The sequence below is a fragment of the Variovorax xiamenensis genome (assembly GCF_050916385.1).
Classification (GTDB): domain Bacteria; phylum Pseudomonadota; class Gammaproteobacteria; order Burkholderiales; family Burkholderiaceae_C; genus Variovorax.
On the sequence record NZ_CP139038.1, the window covers coordinates 5,868,331 to 5,886,336 of the forward strand.

The following is an 18,006-nucleotide window of genomic DNA, read 5'->3' on the forward strand; positions in this document are numbered from 1 at the left end:
GAGCTTCATGCGCGGCCCACGCCCCATCCGCAGCCAGCACGGCTTCAGCATCATCGAGCTCATGATCGGCCTGCTCGTCGGCATGCTCGCGGTGCTGATCGTCGTGCAGCTGCTGTATTCCACGAGCACGCAGCAGCGGCTGACCAGCACCAGCGGCGACGCCGAGATCAACGCCGCCACGGTCACGCATGTCCTGGCACGCGAACTGAACCAGGCCGGCCTGGGCATCAGCGCCTACACGCTGCTGGGCTGCAGCCTCAGCTACACCACGACCTCGGACAGCAAGAGCGTCACGCTGTCGTCGCTGGCCCCGGTCACGGTGAACCCCGGTACTTCGCTGGTGCCCTCGGGCGACGCCAACACCGACACGCTCCTCATCGTCAGCGGCAGTTCGGCCAGCCCCACCGAGGGGGACGCCCTCACGGGCACCAGCACCGCGACCAGCTACACCGTGTCCACCCCGTCGTCTTTCGCTACGGGCGATTGGGTGACGGCCGCTTCGACCACGCGCGACATCAGTTCTTCCTGTGCCCTGATCCTCGGCAAGGTGACCGCCATCGCAAGCTACGTGCTGACCGTGTCCACTGGCACCGCCGGCCTGGCGTCGGCGGAGGCGGCCGTCTACAACCTCGGCTCCGCGCCCGTCATCCATGCCTATGCGGTGCGCAACGGCAACCTCACCGTGTGCGACTACACGGCCTACAACTGCGGCGACACCAGCTATACGACCACGCTCGACAGCAGCGTCTGGGTTCCCATCGCCAGCCACATCGCCAGCCTGCGGGCCCAGTACGGCCGCGACACCAGCGACCTGGTCACGCCGAAGATGGACGGCGTGGTCGACAGCTACGACCAGACCACTCCCGGCGGCACGAGCGACACCTCGGGCCTGTCCAGCTACTGCGGCTGGCTGCGGGTGGTCGGCCTGCGGCTCGCTGTGGTGGCGCGCAGCCAGCAGTACGACAAGGACACGGTCACCACCACCGCGCCCACCTGGTCCGGCAGCACCGCCAACACCAGCACCACCAGCACGCTGACCACCGTGACGCCCACGGCCCTGGCGATCGACCTCAGCGGCAGCTCGGACTGGAAGCACTACCGCTACAAGACCATCGAGACCACGGTGCCGCTGCGCGACATCATCTGGAACGGCAACCAGGTCACGTACCAGAGCGGAGACGTCGCATGCTGAGCCCGCCGTGCCTGCGGCGCGGGCAGCGCGGCTTCGTCATGATCATCGCGCTGATCGCGCTGGCGATCATGAGCATCGCCGCGATCGGCCTGATGCGCACCACCTCCACCTCGGCGAGCATCGCCGGCAACCTGGCCTTCGAGCAGGCGGCGGCTACCTCCGCCGACCAGGCGGTGGAAGCGGCGGTGACCTGGCTGGAGAACAACAGCGGACAGACCAGCTCCAGCACCGCCACCACCTGCTCGACAGGAACATCCGTGCTCGCCTGCGACCAGGCGAGCCGCGGCTACGCCGCCACGCGCACCGACCCCGGCAGCACGCAGTCGTGGTCTCAGCTGTGGACCCAGCTGGTCAGCGCGGGCTACACGGCCGTCTCGCAAAGCCAGGACAGCTCGGGCAACACCGCCTCCTACCTGATACAGCGCATGTGCGCCAGCACAGGCGATGCGTCGTCCGCCAACGGTTGCGGCAGTTCGCCCCTGGCCTTGAACACCGGAGGCAGCAAGAAGTCGGGCAGCGCCCAGTCGTCCAGCAGCCAAGTCTATTACCGCATCACCGTCAAGGTGAGCGGTCCGCGCAATACCGTCTCCTTCACGCAAGCCATGGTGGCCCTATGAACATGTTTCCTCACGGCCGCTGGCGCTCCTGCATGGGCGGCGCTTTGGCGCTGATCCTCGCGGCACCCGCCTTCGGCGCGCTCACCGACCTGGCGACGGCTCCGCTGGAAACGTCCTCGGCCACGCTGGTCAAGCCCAACATCATGTTCATCCTGGACAACTCCGGCAGCATGAGCTCCGCCTACCTCCCGGACTGGGCGGACGACTACAGCGCCAGCAGCTATCCGTACCTCTACCGCAACAGCCGCTTCAACGGCATCTACTACGACCCGTCGGTCACCTACACGCCGCCCGTCAACTACGCCGGCACCAGCTATACCAGCATGACCTCGGCCAACACCTCGGCATGGACCAAGGTGCCGACCGACGGCTTCGGCGTGATCTCCACGGGCACGACCGACCTGACGGGAACGAGCACGCCCGCCACGTACTACACCTTCATTGCGGGCGAGTACTGCTCCTCGGCCAACCTGCGCACCTGCAACAAGCAGAGCGCGGCCACCACCGCATACGCCTACCCGGCCTACCTGCGCTGGTGCACAACGTCCGCGCTGAGCACCTGCCAGGCGGTCTACGTCGACAGCACCTCCGCGCCGGCCACCTACAAGTACCCGCGGTATCCGGGCATGAGCTCCACCGCGACCATCGTCCTCGGCGGATCGGGCAGCACGAGCATCAGCGGCATCACGGTCAACGGCGTGCAGATTCTCTCGGCCACCACCTCGGCCAGCACGTCGTCGACCACGGTGGCCACCAACATCGTCACCGCCATCAACAACTGCACCAGCAGCAAGACCGGCAACTGCGGCATCGCAGGCTACAGCGCCAGCCGCAGCGGCAGCACCGTGACCATCACCTCGCCCAAGGGCGCCGATGCCTACGGCTACTCGCCCGTGGTCACGCAATCCGGCAGCATGACTGCCACGGTCACCGCCTTCAGCGGAGGCACGCCGGGCAGCTGGGTGCAGACCACGATCAGCAGCAGCACGTCGACCTATGCCTACCCCGGCACGAGCGCCCGCTCGACGACCCGCACCGACTGCACCACCAACAGCACCACCTGCACCTATGCGGAGGAGATGACCAACTTCGCCAACTGGTGGGCCTACTATCACACCCGCATGCAGGCGATGAAGAGCGCCACGACCCTCGCCTTCAGCGGGCTGACCTCCAGCTACCGGCTGGGCTACATGACCATCAACAAGGTCAGCAGCTCGACGGACTTCCTGAACATCGCCGACAACACGACCACCAGCGGCGGGCAGAAGTCGCTGTGGTACGGCAAGCTCCTGGCGGCCCAGGCCAGCGGCACCACGCCGCTTCGCACCGCGCTGTCGAATGCCGGGCGCTACTACGCCGCCAAGATCTCTTCCATCAACGGCGTGACGACCACCGATCCGATGCAGTACGCCTGCCAGCGCAACTACACGCTGATGTCGACCGACGGCTACTGGAACGAGACCGCGACGCCCTACAAGGTCGACAGCACAACCGCCATCGGCGACCAGGACAGCAGCGAGTCGCGCCCCTATCTCGACGGCAATGCGGTGTCCAACACGCTGGCCGATACGGCCGAGTACTACTACGTCACCGACCTGCGCTCGTCCGCCCTGAGCAATGCGACGAACTCGAGCGGCACGGACGTATCGAGCAACAGCTATTCCAACAAGCGCCAGAACATGGTGACATCCACCATCGGCCTGGGCGCCTCGGGCTACATGCTGTTCGATGCCGACTATGCGAACGCCACGAGCGGCGACTACTACGACATCGTCAACGGCACCGCCACCAGCAGCACGACGCAGGCCGCGGGGGTATGCAACTGGCAGAGTTCGGGCAGCTGCAACTGGCCCACGCCGGTCAGCAACACCCAGACCGCCATCGACGACCTCTGGCACGCGGCCGTCAACGGCCGGGGCGGCTACTACAGCGCTTCGAACGCATCCGACATCAAGACCAGCCTGACCAACTTCCTCAACACCGTGGACGCCACGACAAGCAGCTCCGCTGCCGTCACGCAAAGCGCCGCCGTGCTGACCTCCACCACCACCGGCTATACCTTCTCGACCACCTACTGTTCCGGCAAGTGGTTCGGCGAACTGGCGCGCTATGCGGTCAATTCGAGCACCGGCATCACATCCACCACCGCGGACTGGGCCGAGTCGGGCGCGGGCTCCGACTGCTCCAGCACCTCGGGCAGCCTCACCACCACGGCACTCCTGGACAACGTCGGCTACGCCTCGCGCACCATCTTCACCTACAACCCCAGCACCGCGACGAAGCTGAGCTTCGCCTGGGATTCGCTCACGACGACGATGCAGGGCTACTTCAAGATCGCGTCGATCGGCTCGCTGTCGCAGCTGTGCAGTTCCGGCACCAGCTGCCTCGCGACCGCATCGCAGGTCGACAGCTCCACCGCCGGCACCACCACCGGCGCGGGTGCGGTGAACCTGGTGAACTACCTGCGCGGCGACCGCAGCAACGAAGGCTCCACCAACACCAAGTACTACCGGTCGCGCACCCATGTGCTGGGCGACGTCGTCAACTCCACGCCGGTGTACATCAAGGCCCCTTCGCGCAGCTACAGCGACACGGGCTATGCCAGCTTCAAGACCGCCAACGCCTCGCGCCAGGGCATGGTCTACGTGGGCGCCAACGACGGCATGCTGCATGCCTTCAATGCCGACACGGGCGCCGAGGCCTGGGCCTACATTCCCTCGGTGCTGCTGCCCAACCTGTACAAGCTGGCGGACAAGAACTACGCGTCCAACCACGTCTACTTCGTGGACGGCCAGATCACGCAGGCCGACGTCTACTACAACAGCGCCTGGCACACCATCATCGTGGGCGGCCTTGGCGACGGCGGCCGCGCCTACTTCGCGCTGGACGTCACGGACCCGGCCTCGCCGACCGTGCTGTGGGAGTTCAGCTCCAGCAGCACGCTCACGCCCAACCTGTACGACACGGACCTCGGCTACACCTACGGCGCCCCAGTGATCACCAAGCTGTCGGACGGAACATGGGCGGTCGTGCTCAGCTCCGGCTACAACAACGTCTCCGACGGCGACGGCAAGGGCCACCTGTGGATCAGGAACGCCATGACCGGCGCGCTGATCAAGAAGATCGACAACGGCATGGGCAGCAACGCGAGCGGCAGCACGGTGACCGGCTGTTCCGTCGTGCCCTGCCCCAGCGGCATGGCGAAGATCAGCGGCTGGACCAACAGCTCCACCGACAACACGACCACCCAGGTCTACGGCGGCGACCTGTACGGCAACCTCTGGCGCTTCGACATCAGCGCCCTGACCGCCAGCAGCGGCAGCGCCACGGTGCAGCTCCTGGCTACGCTGTCGGACAGCTCGGGCAACCGCCAGCCCATCACCACGGCGCCGGAGTTGGGCCTCGTGAACAGCCAGCACGTTGTCTTCGTCGGCACCGGCGCCTACCTGGGCGTGACCGACATCACCACATCGCAGGTGCAGTCCATGTACGCCATCAAGGACACGCTGAGCGGCAGCTCCAGCACCACCGCCATCTACGGCAACCCGCGCAGCAACGCATGCAGCACGGGGACGACGACCAACTGCTTCGTCAAGCTGGCGCTCACCGATATCTCCGGCGTGCGCACGGTTTCCAGTTCGGTGAGCTACAGCACCAACTTCAGCAGCATGTACGGCTGGTTCGTGGACATGCCCGAGTCGGGCGAACGCGTCGACGAAGACCCGGTGCTCACCTCCGGCACGCTGGTCTACGTCTCCAACACGCCCAGCACCTCGGGCGCGTGCAGCACCGGCGGCTCCAGCTACATCAACTACGTCAACTACGCCACCGGCTTGACGGTGTCTGGAGCCGATAGTGCCGGCGTGCTGCTGTCCAGCGCGGGCCTGTCGAGCTCGGCAGCGATCGCGGTGACCACGAGCGGCAAGACCGTCGCCACCACCAAGGACTCCACCGGCGCCGTGACGACGACCACCATCCCGGTCTCCTCGTCGAGCGGCACGCGCCGCATCTCCTGGCGGCGGCTGACCGACGGCAAGTAGAAAGAAAGAAGGGCGTTGCAGGCGCGCTCCTGATCGATCGGCCTCTTGCCCACGAGCGAGCCCTCAAGATCCCTCCCACATCACCGCGCAGACTCGCCGGCATGTGCACTCCTGCAGCTTCGCGCCCGTGGATCCGTCTGCGCTGGCGCCTGCCCTGCACGGGGCTGTTCGGGCACGTCGTCGAAGGGTACTGGCTGTGGGAGCCCGATACGCCTGCGGTGCGCGCAGCCTTCCAGGCGGCCGTCGATGCCGGCAACCGGGCTCACGGCGTGGGGACGCACTGGGTGGAGCAGGAAGAAGCCGAGCTGCGCCATTGCGTCGATCCGAACCCGGCCGGATAGCAGCCCGACGACCACCTCTTCTCGAAGCGCGGATGCATTGCCACCGCGCGCCGCGCGCACTTCTTCACGCATCGCGACCGATCCTGTGCTCCGTCATTGAAAATGAAAGTGCGCCTCATATAGTCGGATCAAACTATTTTGAAGCGCGCTCACATCGTGGCCCATCCTGGGCGACCACGCCCGGCACGACCCGGACACTGCGACGCGCACACGCCAGCAGGGAGGGCCAAACAATGGCTGTGCAGGGAGAAGAAGAGGACATCTGGCTGGACTTCAGTCTGGGCCTGGGTGGTTTCGCGGAAGTCACCGCCGTGACGACCCCGCTCGACGACAGGAGAAAGATCCGAGTGCGCGTGCCCCCGGGCAAGCTCATCCCGATCGTGTTCCTGCCCGGCATCATGGGCAGCAACCTGCGCCTGTCCCGCGAGCGGCAGGCGCTGCTCAAACGCAGCGACAACCTCTCGTGGTCACCCGACAAGAAAGGCGACGCCTTCTCGCGGCGCAACGCAAGCGCGGCAGCCCGCCAGATGCGGCTGGACCCGGACGAAGTGGAAGTCGACCGCTACAAGGTCACCGACGAAAAGATCGAAGGCAAGCAAGGCCGCCGCTTCGATGCCACGGGCTCCGCGACCATCAGCTCCGACCAGCGCCACGACAACGTGCCCGACGACCTGGGCGACGTCAGCAAGCTGCTCATCACCGATCCGAAGGCCGACCCGACGCACCCGCTGGCGAGCAACCAGCAAAGCTTCACCGCCGCGCAGAAGGCCCGCGCACGAGGATGGAGCGAAGTGATGTTCGACGCCTACGGCAGCATCCTGCAATTGATGGAGCGCCAGCTCAACGACATGCTGCGACGGGAAGGCAAGAAGTACGTCGTCTCACCGGCATGGCTCGACAAGAGCAACCCCGAGGCGCTGATCGGCCGGCCGCCGTCGAGCTTCGGCGTCCACGACGCGCAGCCGCTGAGCGAGGACGACATCCGCAAGATCGGCAACTGCTGGTATCCGGTGCACGCCTTCGGCTACAACTGGCTCAGGAGCAACGGCGAGGAAGGCAGGCAGCTTGCGAAGAAGATCGAGCTGCTGATCGACACCTACAACCACAACGGCTTCGACTGCCCCGGCGTCATCGTCGTCACGCACAGCATGGGCGGCATCCTGGCGCGGGCGATGATGCACGCGGACTACGGCGCCATCAGGCATCGCATCCTGGGCGTGGTGCATGGGGTGATGCCCACCACCGGCGCGGCCGCCGCGTACAAGCGCATGCGCGCGGGCTTCGAGGGCAGCAACAAGCCCTGGTGGCATCTGAAGTCCCAGTTGGTAGGCGGCATCACGCAGAGCGTCCTGGGCGACAACGGCGAGGAAGTGACGGCGGTGCTGGCCAATGCACAGGGCGGCCTGGAGCTGTTGCCGGCAGCCGCCTACGGTACGCAGTGGCTGCAGGTGCAGGACGACAACGGCAAGTTCCTGGCGAAATGGCCCAGCAGTGACGCGGTGAGCGAGATCTACACGCTCGACCGGGACAAGTGGTGGAGGTTGATCAATCCGGATTGGATCGATCCGGCGAAACAGGCCGGAAAGCCCAAGGAAGAAGGAGGAAAGCCGACGGCCCAAATAGGCCTGGAAGCCACGATGAAGCGAATAGTGAACGCGATGAGATTCGCCAACGCCATCCAAGACACTTTCCACGAACGCACCTACGCACACTACGGCAGCGACCCGAAACAACCAGCTTGGAATGATCTGGTGTGGCGAGTAGTCGACGGCGATCCCATCGTGGCAGGTGCCCCGTCGACGTGGACGCCACTGCCCGGCAACGAAGGCGACGACGGACAAGGAATCTTGCGGGTGAAAGGCAACGGGGGCGAGGTACTCAAGCTCAGGCTTCAGCCCCCGATGACGCCCAGCGACGGCACAGTGCCCGTGGAACGCAGCGCCAACAAGGTGCGCGCCAAGGCCAAGTTCGTACAGACGGGCTACGACCACCAATCCAGCTACAGCAACGCCAATGCCGGTGCGGCCACGCTCTATGGCATTGCGCGTATCGCCGCAGATTTCGACTCGGCTTGGTGGGCGGAGGAGTACTGAAACACCCCAAAAGGCAATAGCAAATGGAGGACCCAACACATGAACAGACGCATTGAGAAATTGTTCGAGCACACCAAGCTGCTGTGCTTCGGACGCTATGTACTGACCGCTCCGATAGATTCGAGGCTGGCGTTCGGACGCGACTTTCCGACGCTGCCGAACCAAGCCAATGACATCGAGAAAGTGTTGGCCGCCGAACAGGCAAGAATCCTGGCAAAGGACAAAACGGCCAAGATCAATTTCGTTGGCCCCGGACCCGCACCAAACACTTGGTTGATTCGGTCTTACGACGATGACCTTGCGCCCAAGTATGGACTGGAGAGCTTTGATGTCTACTACGTCGTGGGGCCTCACATTTTTGTCGGCGGCAACACCACGGCCAAGAGCAACAACATAACCGCAGATTCGATACTTCGATATACCGTCGAGACCGCCAGCAACCTGCGCGCACGCGAGCCCAACGAAGTCCCCACGGATCAGGGCCTTTGCCATGAATACGGCTTCACCCGCGTCGACGGCTCCCGAGGCCCGGCTTTGTCTCAAGCCGGCTTGCACATGGCGGCCCTGCCCGACGTCGTGTTCAGCGTCCAGAGCAACCAGAGCCAGAGCACGAAGGGCAGCAATGGCTACGGCCTGCTCAAGCTCATCAACGACCGCAAGCGAGACGCCGGCAGCAGCTATCCCAGGCTGACGACGCTGCGCGAGGGCAAGAAGAAAGTCCACGGCTGGGACGGCGAGGAGTCGCTGGTCCGCGAAGCCGACGGCTCGCACGAGTTCGAATGGATGTTCATCGGCGAAACCGGCAACGTCGCGCGTCCCGCGCTGCTGCATGCGGCGATGTTCACCAAGGTGGCCTCCGATCGCGTGGGCGCGGCGGCGGCTTCGTCGGTCAACGACGAAGAGGCCATCGCGCTGTGGGACAAGCTGCTCGATGGCCTCAAGTTCCGCGTGGCGGTGCCGGGCGCCCCGGCCGAGGCGGTGGCGATCAGGTAGAACGACGGCCCTTCGCTCAACGCGCCGCGTTGCGGTCCGAGATCATCTTCGGGCTGATGAAGATCAGCATCTCGGTCTTGTTGTTGACCCGGCTGCGGGTGCGGAACAGCGCGCCGACCATCGGCAGCTCGCCCAGCACCGGCACGCGCGATTCCGAGTTGGTGTCGGTCAGCTCGAAGACCCCGCCGATGACGACCGTGCCGCCGTTCTCCACCAGCACTTCGGTCTGGATGTGCTTGGTGTTGATGGCGTAGCCCGCGGTGGTCGACTGGCCCACGGTGTCCTTGTTGACGTCCAGCGCCAGGATGATGTTGCCCTCGGGCGTGATCTGCGGCGTCACCTCCAGCTTGAGGTTGGCCTTGCGGAACGCGATGGAGGTCGCGCCGCTCGATGTCGCCACCTGGTAGGGCAGCTCGGTGCCCTGCTCGATCAGCGCCTTGGTCTGGTCGGCCGTCACCACGCGCGGGCTCGACACCACCTTGCCCTTGCCATCCGCCTCCAGCGCCGAGATCTCGAGGTTGAGCATCTTCGTGAGGCCCGAGTTGAAGAGCGACAGCGCGAAGGTGCCGACCGCGTCGCCGGTGCTGCTGGTCGCAGGCAGGTTGACGAAGCTCGTGCTCGAATAGGTGTTGGTGCTCGTGGTGGTGGTCACGCCGCCGGTGGTGCTGGAACTCACCGAAGGCGTCACGCCCACCGACGAGTTCGCATTGACGAAGCCGCCGCCCAGCTTTGCGCCCAGCGACTTGCTGAAGGTGTCGGTCGCCTCGACGAAGCGCGCCTCGATCAGCACCTGCCGGATCGGCACGTCGAGCTTCTGGATGAGCTCGGCCACCTGCGAGAGGCGCGAGGGAATGTCGGTCACGAAGAGCTGGTTGGTGCGCACCTCGGCCAGCACGCTGCCGCGCGCGCTCAGGATGCGCGTCGCACCGCCCGAGCTGCCGCTGCCTCCGCCCGCGCTCGTACCGGTGCCCGAGAGCCCCTGCGCCACTGTGGCCGCCTTCGCATAGTTGAGCTGGAACGACTGCGTGCGCAACTGCTCGAGCCCCTGCAGCGTGGCCTGGGCCTCGGCCTTGATCTTGTCCTTGGCGTTGAGCTCGTCCTCCGGCGCGATGCGCAGCACGCTGCCGTTCTTGCGCATGCCGAGGTTCTTCGCCTCCAGGATGATGTCCAGCGCCTGGTCCCACGGCACGTCCTTCAGCCGCAGCGTGAGCGAGCCCGTGACCGAGTCGGAGGTGACGATGTTGAAGCTGGTGAAGTCCGCGATCACCTGCAACAGCGAGCGGATCTCGATGTTCTGGAAGTTGAGCGACAGCTTCTCGCCGTTGTAGCCCACGCCTTGCGTCAGCTTGGTCGGGTCGATCTTGCGCGGGCGCACTTCCACCACGAACTGGCTGTTGCTCTGGTAGGCGCTGTGCTCCCAGTCGCCGCGCGGCTCGATCACCATGCGCACCCGGTCGCCGGCCTGCTGCAGGCTCACCGTCTGCACCGGGGTTCCGAAGTCGGCCACGTCGAGCTTGCGGTTCAGGCCCTCGGGCAGCTGCGACTTCGTGAATTCGACGACGAGGCCCTTGCCCTGCTGGCGGATGTCCACGCCGACCTGGTCGTTGGGCAGGCTCACGATCACGCGGCCCGCGCCCTCGGTGCCCAGGCGGAAGTCGACGTCGCGCAGCGGCAGCACGTCGCGGTTGCGGTTCTCCGCAAAGGTGGCCGATGCTGGAGTCGCCAGCGCCGGGCCCGCGGCGGACTGCAGCGTCACCAGCAGCGACTTGCCGCGCAGCTCGGCCTTGTAGGCAGTCGCCTGCTTCAGGTTGAGCACGAGGCGCGTGCGTTCGCCGGCCTGCACCACGTTCACGGAGCGCAGGTTGCCCTGGTTCATTTCGATGGCCTCGCGGCCCAGGCTGCTGCTCATGCCGGGAAAGTCGAGCGCGATGCGCGCGGGCGACTGGATGGCGAAGCCGTTGGGTTCCGCCGTCAGCGGCTCGGAGAAATCGACACGCAGCACTTCGCTGCCTGCCTGCAGGGAGCCCGTGACCGACTCGATCCTGTTCTGCGCCTGCGCCGCCGCGAGCGACCCGAAGGCGACGAGCAGGAACACGTACGCGCGCAACCGGCGCGCGAGCGCGAATATCTGTTTGTTCATTTGACCTGCCTTGAAATGCGGCACCTTCTCCTCGCTGCCCTGAGGTTCCCTCCCGAGCGCAGCGTGTTCCGGAGAGCGCGCAAGCCGTTGCGCACCGCCGGAACGGACAGCGCGGCGCCATTGCGGCGGCCGCGCTGTCCCGTCACATCCTCACGCGATCAGACGATCAGAACGCGTGGCGGATGCCGAAGTCGTAGCCGGTGGAAGAGCGCGGCAGGCCGGTGTAGCTGGTGCCCGTGCTGCCGTAGCCGGTCGTGCTCGCCGACACCAGGCTGCCCGTGTAGTTCACGTCGTTGCGGTTGTTCACGCGCGCCACCGTCGCATACAGCGCCGTGCGCTTGGACAGGTTGTGCACGTAGCCGATCGCGAACTTGCGCGCCAGCGGGTCTTCGCCCGTGATGCCGGCCGTACCCTCGTTGTAGCGAACCTGCGAGTACGCCACGCGGATCAGGCCCGCACCCACCGGCACGGTCGCGCCGATCAGGTAGCCGTTGTAGCTGTCGTGCCTGTCGGCCGCTGCCGAGTAGTCGAACTTGTTCTTCACGTTCGAGAGTTCACCGAACAGCTTCACCGGACCGAAGTCGTACGAAGCGCCCAGGTTGATGGTCTGCACGCTGCGCTCCAGCGCGGTGGTGTCCACCACGGTGCTGCGGCCCACGCCCAGCGCCACGTCCAGAGGACCGTTGGCATAGCCGAAGCGGCCACCGACGTAACGGCCCGCGCTGCTGCTCGAGGCTGCGGTGGTGCTGGTCGCGTCGGTGCTGGCGTTCTCGTGCAGGCTGTACTGCACCTGGCCGTAGAAGCCGCCCAGGTTCGGCGGCAGGAAGTAGCCGATCGAGTTGCTGGCGCGCACGTAGTTGGCGTTGTTGATGGTGGTGTTGCCGCTGACGGTGCTGATCACGTTCGTGCCCGAGCCGTTGGTGCCGAACGGGTCGAAGACGGTGTCGTTCCAGAAGGTGGGCGTGTAGTCGCGGCCCAGGCGCAGTTCGCCGAAGCCACCCGACAGGCTCACGGTGGAGCGGCGCGAGAAGGTGGAGATGCCGGTGGCGCCGTCGTCGTTGGTGATGGGCGCTTCGAGCCAGAAGCTCGCGGCCAGCCCGCCGCCGAGGTCCTCGGTGCCGCGGAAGCCGATGCGGCTGGAGTTGTAGGCGGAGTTGCCCAGGCTCGTCTTGCTTTGCTTGACCGACGCGCCGGTGGTGGTGTCGCGCGAGGTCGTCGACTGGTAGGTCAGGCCGGCGTCCACGACGCCGAACAGCGTGACCGACGATTGGGCAGAAGCCAGGCCGCAGACGGCCAGGGCAGCGAATGCCGTGAGGGTTTTCTTCATTCAGGGTTCTCCAGTTTCAGGTCTGATGCGGCCGTTCGGTATCGACCGGCTGTACGCATCGTTTCGTCCAATTCGGGAGGAATTTGGTGGTTTGGTTTTCTGGCGCACCGAGTGTTGTGCGCGCACATCAGAGCCACACCAGACCCACGTGCGTGGCCGTTACACGGTCCTTCAAATTTCTCCCAGATCGCCTGAAAAGATCCATGCATGACGAAGCTGGAGACCCGAAGGTGAAGCGTTCACGAACCCTGATGGCGGCAGTGTGCGGCGGACTCTCCATCGCATGCGCCAGCACGAGCATCGCGATGGTCCATCGCACCTCGCGGCTGGCCGCGGGCATGTTCGTCGACCATGCGGCGCAGAGAGCATCCACCGCATCCTCGCGCACGCAGGCGGACGCACGCTCGTGGTGGTCCGCCTTCGAAGACCCCGCGATGGACAGGCTGATGGCCGCGTCGAACGGCGCGAACGGCAGCAGTGCCGAGGCCGGCGTCGCGGCGGCCTACATCGCGCTCAAGGTGAAGACACTGGAGCTCGGCTACCTGGAGAACACGCGCTCGGCCGTCGCGCGGCAGACGATGCTCATCAAGGGCGCGGCGCTGCCGCACGACGACTTCGCGCAGCAGCTCGCACAGCGGCAATCCAGTGCACAGGCCACCATCGAGAAGCTGCAGGCCCAACGCGCGAGCTACATCGCCTATCTCGCCAGGCAGTGCCACATGACCGAAGCGGCACTCGGCGAAATGCTCGCCGACGCGCTGCAGGACAAGTCCCTGCCCCGCTTCGCGGCCGAAGTGCCGCGCGAGCTGCCGATGGCCGTGCTTGCCAACAGGAACGACGTCAACCTCGCCGCCGCGCTCTACGACGCCGACCCGACGGCGATGCCCTCGGGCACCATCGATGCCGAGGCAGAAGAGGCGCAGAACATCGAAGTGCCCGGCAAGCCGCTCTACGCACGCGCCGTCGCGCAGGCGCGCGAACAGGTCGCCGAGGCGCTGCGCCGCCTGCAGATGCAAAGCGACATCGCCAACACCGCATATGCGCGCGTCGTGAATGCGCGCACGGGCTTCAAGGCATCGAAGCAGCGCCGCGACCGTGGCGAGATTTCCGAAGTGCAGCTCATGGAGGACTTCCAGGGCCTGCTGCTCGACCTGCACGTGCTGGCCGCGGCCAACGGCGAGCTCGCGCTCGCGTGGGTCGTTCTCATGGGAAGCATCGGAAGCGGCGCATCGATCGACACCATCGCCGACCCGCGCTCCGCGCAGGTCGAACAGACGGGACTGACAGGACAGATCGGGCAATTGCCGTTTCTGCACAAAGTCTCCCGAAAGTTGCGCAATCCTTGAGTTCCGAAGGAGCCTCGAATGACCACTGCCCTGCACAAGATTCCTGCCCGCCCCGTGCTGACACTGGCCGGCCACGGACACAAGAAGCCCGACCCCGCCGCGCTCGCGCGCCGCATCTGCGCTCCCGACATCGAACCGGCGAGCAACGCCGCGACCACGCTGGCCATCCAGCAGCTCGCCGCCGCGTTCCAGCCCGCCTTCGGCCGCATGCATGTGCTGCGCGATCTCGTCATTCCCATGTACGAAGGCAGCGCCGTGCCCACTGCCCGCTTCGACGTGGCACTGGTGTGCGAGGCCGGCGTGTACCTGTTCGAGGTGAAGGGCTGGCGCAACGCGGTGGTCTACCGCAAGACCTCGACGCACACGGTGCCGCGCTGGTTCCTGCGCCAGCACGGGCACTCGCTGGCGCGCGAGGTGAAAGACCCGGCCTGGCAGTGCGGCCGCAAGACCACGCACCTGCGCAGCCTGATGCCGACCGACCTGCGCGTGCAGTACTTCGTGCTACTGCCGTTCGAGGGCGTGGAACTCGAAGGCGTGATGCCCACCGTCGTCATCACGCCGCAGGACCTTCCCTACATCGCCCGCGTGGCACGCAACAACGGCCGCAACGAGCAGGGCTACCCGATGCTCGACAACGCCGCCATCGACCGCACGCTGCAGCTGCTGACCGACCTGCAGGGCGACCTGACGGTGGACGACCACATGCGCAACTGCCGCGACCGCGCTCCTCAGGCTCCGCACCCCGCGAACGCCCAGGCCAGGACCGCGCACCCCGGCCCCCTGAAGCTCCAATGACGCGATGAGCCGCATCCTGCTGGTGGAGGAAGGGCACGACGCCTCCTCGGTGCTGTTCGACGAGCTGCGCCGCGCCGGGCACGAGGCCGAGCACATCGACGACGGCGCGGTCGCGCTGCACCGCATCCTGACCTCGCCACCCGCGCTCACCCTGCTCGACGTGGAACTGCCGCGCATCAGCGGCCTGCAGATCCTGGAGAAGATCCGCGCGCGCAGCGACCACCCGATCATCATGCTGACCGCGCTCGCGCAGGAGTCCGACCGGCTGCGCGGCTTCGAACTCGGCGCCGACGACTACGTCTGCAAGCCCTTCTCGCCGAGGGAAGTGGCGGTGCGCATCGACACGGTGCTGCGCCGCTATGCACAGCGCCAGCGCGTGGCGCGCCCGGGCATGCCGATCACCTTCGGCGCGGTGCGCGGCTGCGCGATCCTCGACGGGCACTACCTTCCGCTCACGCGCCGCGAGTCGCTGCTGCTGCGCGCGCTCTCGAAGGAGCCGGGCAAGGTGCTGACGCGCTCCAAGCTGCTCGAAGCCGCGTTCCCCGAAGCGCTGGACGTCAACGAGCGCGTGGTCGACACGCACATCAAGAACCTCAGGAAGAAGCTGGCCACCGTCTCGGCCGCGCACGACTGGATCCGCTCGGTCTACGGCGTCGGCTTCGCATGGGAATCGCAGGCCAGGCAGGACGCCTGAACGGGCGCCGGCTTCCTTCTCGGACATTCTTCTTCTCACATGAAACTACGCTGGCGCGGTCTTCCGCTGCCGCCGATGGTGCTGCTTTCGCTGCTCATGCTGCGCGCGCAGACGGCCACGGCACAGGACACCTGGACCGAGGCGCCGCTCACCCTGCGCCGCACGCCCGAACTGGCCGAGACCATCGCACCGGCCGAACGCGGGCTGCGCCCCAGCATCGTCGATGGCGACAGGCTGGGTGGACGCCCCGACCTCGAGGTGACGGTGGAAGGCAATGCCTCGCTGCGGCGCGGCGACACGCGCATCACGGCCGACCGCCTCGAATACCAGCCGCCGGGCGACCTCGCCACGGCCACCGGCAACGTGCACCTGAACCAGGCCGGCAACGTGTACGAAGGGCCAGAGCTGCACCTGAAGGTCGAGAGCTTCGAGGGCTTCTTCGACCACGTGCGCTACACGCTGCTGGCCAACGGCGCGCACGGCGAGGCCGAGCGCATCGACTTCGTCGACCCGAAGGTGTCGGTGGCGCGGCACGTCACCTACACCACCTGCCTGCGCGAGAACCGCCCGGGCTGGATGCCCGCGTGGATGCTCACGGCGGTCACGATGACTACCGACTCCGACACCAACCTCGCGACAGCCACCGACGCGCAGATCACCTTCCTCGGCATCACCACGCCGCCGATACCGTCGGTGAGCTTTCCGCTGAACAACGCACGCCAGAGCGGCCTGCTGCCGCCGGTGATCGGCTTCGACACCACCAACGGCTTCGAGTACCTGCAGCCGTACTACTGGAACATCGCGCCCAACCGCGACCTCACGCTGTACCCGCAGATCATGAGCAACCGGGGCGTGAACGTGGGCACAGAGTTCCGCTACCTGGAGAAGACCTACAGCGGTCAGATCCGCATCGACGAGATGCCCGGCGACAGCCTGCGCGAGCGCAACCGCTGGGGCCTGTGGGCCAAGCACAGCCAGCAGTTCGACCCCAAGCCCTTCGGGCTGGATTCGCTGAGCACCTCGTTCAACATCAACCGCGTGAGCGACGACGACTACTGGCGCGACTTCACGCATTCGCCCACGCTGACCTCGCGCACGCTCACCAACGAGTTCGATCTCAACTGGAGCAAGGGCGACTGGAGCGGCCAGGCGCGCACCCTTTCCTACCAGACGCTGCAGTACGCGGCCTCGCCGATCACGCCGTCATACAACCGCGTGCCGCAGATCACGGCCAACTACAACAAGTACGACTGGCACGGCTTCGACGTTTCGGGCACGCTGGACTACTCGCGCTTCGAGGTCGATTCGGCCTACTCGCCCACGCTCAACGGCATCAAGCAGCCCAACGGCGAGCGCATGGTGGGCAACCTGCAGATCAGCCGGCCGTGGATCACGCCGGGCGGCTACGTCATTCCGAAGCTGCTGCTGCACACCGCCTCCTACCAGCTCGACTCGCCGCTGGCCAGCGGCGCGACTTCGATCAGCAGCGTGGTGCCCACAGTGAGCCTCGACAGCGGCCTGGTGTTCGAGCGCGACACCAGCCTGTTCGGCCGCGCCTGGCGCCAGACGCTGGAGCCGCGCGCCTTCTACGTTCGCACGCCCTACCGCGACCAGAGCCAGCTGCCGGTGTACGACACGGCCGCCAACGACATCAGCTTCGCCACGCTGTACACCGAGAACGCCTTCTCGGGCAACGACCGCATCTCCGACACCAACACGCTGACCACCGGCGTGACCACGCGGCTGATCGACCCCGCCACCGGCGCCGAGTCGGCGCGCTTCGGCATCGCGCAGCGCTTTCGCTTCAGCGACCAGAACGTCACGCTGCCGGGCGGCACCGCGGTGACCGACCGCTCGGGCGACTTCATCCTGGGCGGACAGGTGCACTGGAACCCCAAATGGAGCATCGACGGCCTGGCCCAGTACAACATGGACACCGGCAAGAGCACGCGCGACGCGCTCACGCTGCGCTATACGCCAGCGCCCTACCACACGCTCACCGCGGCCTTCCGCTACCAGGCCGACAGCACCACCACGGCCAACGACGGCACGAAGACGGTGGACTTCAACTGGCAGTGGCCGCTGAGCGAGCTGACGCGCGGGCTCATCGGCGGCAAGTCGCCGACCGATCCGGGACGCTGGTACGCGGTGGGCCGGCTGAGCTACAGCCTGCACGACCGCGCGATGTCGGACAGCCTGATCGGCGCCGAGTACAACGCCTGCTGCTGGGTGGGCCGCGTGGTGCTCGAGCGGCTGGTGTCGGGCCGCACCACGCCCGACACGCGGCTGATGTTTCAGATCCAGTTCAACGGCTTCGGCAACATCGGCTCGAACCCCACGAGCACGCTGCTGCAGAACATCCAGGGCTACCAGCCGCTGAATCCGCAGACGCAGGAGCCCAGCCGATTCACCAACTACGACTGAGGCC

Annotated in this window: 12 protein-coding genes; 10 read left to right on the plus strand and 2 right to left on the minus strand. The window is 66.3% G+C overall.

Translation table 11 applies throughout. From position 1 onward, the window contains the following. The first annotated feature begins 7 nt into the window (after nucleotides 1-7). The 6 genes from SFB74_RS26795 to SFB74_RS26820 all read left to right on the plus strand — a co-directional run bounded on the left by SFB74_RS26795 (nucleotide 8) and on the right by SFB74_RS26820 (nucleotide 9,276). Nucleotides 8-1,192 (plus strand): PilW family protein, encoded by a 1,185-nt coding sequence (locus tag SFB74_RS26795; RefSeq protein ID WP_432727434.1) that lies wholly within the window; start codon nucleotides 8-10, stop codon nucleotides 1,190-1,192. Next, on the plus strand, nucleotides 1,186-1,809 hold the full coding sequence (locus SFB74_RS26800; protein ID WP_432727435.1) for a pilus assembly PilX family protein: 624 nt from the start codon (nucleotides 1,186-1,188) through the stop codon (nucleotides 1,807-1,809). Before SFB74_RS26795 ends, SFB74_RS26800 begins: the two co-directional genes overlap by 7 nt. Then, entirely contained in the window at nucleotides 1,806-5,849 is a 4,044-nt protein-coding gene (locus SFB74_RS26805; protein ID WP_432727436.1) for a pilus assembly protein, read from the plus strand. Before SFB74_RS26800 ends, SFB74_RS26805 begins: the two co-directional genes overlap by 4 nt. Before the next feature lie 101 nt (nucleotides 5,850-5,950). Further along, nucleotides 5,951-6,190, plus strand: a complete 240-nt coding sequence (locus SFB74_RS26810; protein WP_432727437.1) for a hypothetical protein — start codon at nucleotides 5,951-5,953, stop codon at nucleotides 6,188-6,190. A gap of 233 nt (nucleotides 6,191-6,423) precedes the next feature. Beyond that, a complete protein-coding gene (locus SFB74_RS26815; RefSeq protein ID WP_432727439.1) occupies nucleotides 6,424-8,283 on the plus strand; it encodes an esterase/lipase family protein in 1,860 nt (619 codons plus the stop codon). Between the two features lie 39 nt (nucleotides 8,284-8,322). Then, entirely contained in the window at nucleotides 8,323-9,276 is a 954-nt protein-coding gene (locus tag SFB74_RS26820; RefSeq protein ID WP_432727440.1) for a T6SS immunity protein Tli4 family protein, read from the plus strand. Nucleotides 9,277-9,292: 16 nt separating this feature from the next. On the opposite strand, the gene pilQ is transcribed toward SFB74_RS26820, so the two are convergent. Together pilQ and SFB74_RS26830 are read right to left on the minus strand one after the other, a co-directional pair. Then, the gene (pilQ, locus tag SFB74_RS26825) at nucleotides 9,293-11,416 is read right to left on the minus strand and encodes a type IV pilus secretin PilQ (protein ID WP_432727441.1); all 2,124 of its coding nucleotides are present in this window, start codon (nucleotides 11,414-11,416) and stop codon (nucleotides 9,293-9,295) included. 166 nt (nucleotides 11,417-11,582) lie between these two features. Continuing rightward, entirely contained in the window at nucleotides 11,583-12,743 is a 1,161-nt protein-coding gene (locus SFB74_RS26830; protein ID WP_093210124.1) for a porin, read from the minus strand. 230 nt (nucleotides 12,744-12,973) lie between these two features. Between SFB74_RS26830 and SFB74_RS26835 the strand changes: the two genes are divergently transcribed. The 4 genes from SFB74_RS26835 to SFB74_RS26850 are packed head-to-tail and all read left to right on the plus strand — an operon-like array spanning nucleotide 12,974 to nucleotide 18,002. Continuing rightward, nucleotides 12,974-14,089 carry a hypothetical protein gene (locus SFB74_RS26835; RefSeq protein WP_432727443.1) on the plus strand — a complete coding sequence of 372 codons (1,116 nt, stop codon included), beginning with the start codon at nucleotides 12,974-12,976 and terminating at the stop codon, nucleotides 14,087-14,089. An 18-nt stretch (nucleotides 14,090-14,107) separates the two neighbouring features. Further along, nucleotides 14,108-14,884 (plus strand): nuclease-related domain-containing protein, encoded by a 777-nt coding sequence (locus SFB74_RS26840; RefSeq protein ID WP_432727445.1) that lies wholly within the window; start codon nucleotides 14,108-14,110, stop codon nucleotides 14,882-14,884. A gap of 4 nt (nucleotides 14,885-14,888) precedes the next feature. Next, entirely contained in the window at nucleotides 14,889-15,578 is a 690-nt protein-coding gene (locus SFB74_RS26845; protein ID WP_432727446.1) for a response regulator, read from the plus strand. A 39-nt stretch (nucleotides 15,579-15,617) separates the two neighbouring features. Then, nucleotides 15,618-18,002, plus strand: a complete 2,385-nt coding sequence (locus SFB74_RS26850) for an LPS-assembly protein LptD (RefSeq protein WP_432727447.1) — start codon at nucleotides 15,618-15,620, stop codon at nucleotides 18,000-18,002. Nucleotides 18,003-18,006 lie beyond the last annotated feature (4 nt).

Coding starts and splice junctions, on each gene's coding strand:
- SFB74_RS26795 (WP_432727434.1), top strand. CDS start 8: ATGCGCGGCCCACGCCCCATCCGCAGCCAGCACGGCTTCAGCATCATC.
- SFB74_RS26800 (WP_432727435.1), top strand. CDS start 1,186: ATGCTGAGCCCGCCGTGCCTGCGGCGCGGGCAGCGCGGCTTCGTCATG.
- SFB74_RS26805 (WP_432727436.1), top strand. CDS start 1,806: ATGAACATGTTTCCTCACGGCCGCTGGCGCTCCTGCATGGGCGGCGCT.
- SFB74_RS26810 (WP_432727437.1), top strand. CDS start 5,951: ATGTGCACTCCTGCAGCTTCGCGCCCGTGGATCCGTCTGCGCTGGCGC.
- SFB74_RS26815 (WP_432727439.1), top strand. CDS start 6,424: ATGGCTGTGCAGGGAGAAGAAGAGGACATCTGGCTGGACTTCAGTCTG.
- SFB74_RS26820 (WP_432727440.1), top strand. CDS start 8,323: ATGAACAGACGCATTGAGAAATTGTTCGAGCACACCAAGCTGCTGTGC.
- pilQ (WP_432727441.1), bottom strand. CDS start 11,416: ATGAACAAACAGATATTCGCGCTCGCGCGCCGGTTGCGCGCGTACGTG.
- SFB74_RS26830 (WP_093210124.1), bottom strand. CDS start 12,743: ATGAAGAAAACCCTCACGGCATTCGCTGCCCTGGCCGTCTGCGGCCTG.
- SFB74_RS26840 (WP_432727445.1), top strand. CDS start 14,108: ATGACCACTGCCCTGCACAAGATTCCTGCCCGCCCCGTGCTGACACTG.
- SFB74_RS26845 (WP_432727446.1), top strand. CDS start 14,889: ATGAGCCGCATCCTGCTGGTGGAGGAAGGGCACGACGCCTCCTCGGTG.
- SFB74_RS26850 (WP_432727447.1), top strand. CDS start 15,618: ATGAAACTACGCTGGCGCGGTCTTCCGCTGCCGCCGATGGTGCTGCTT.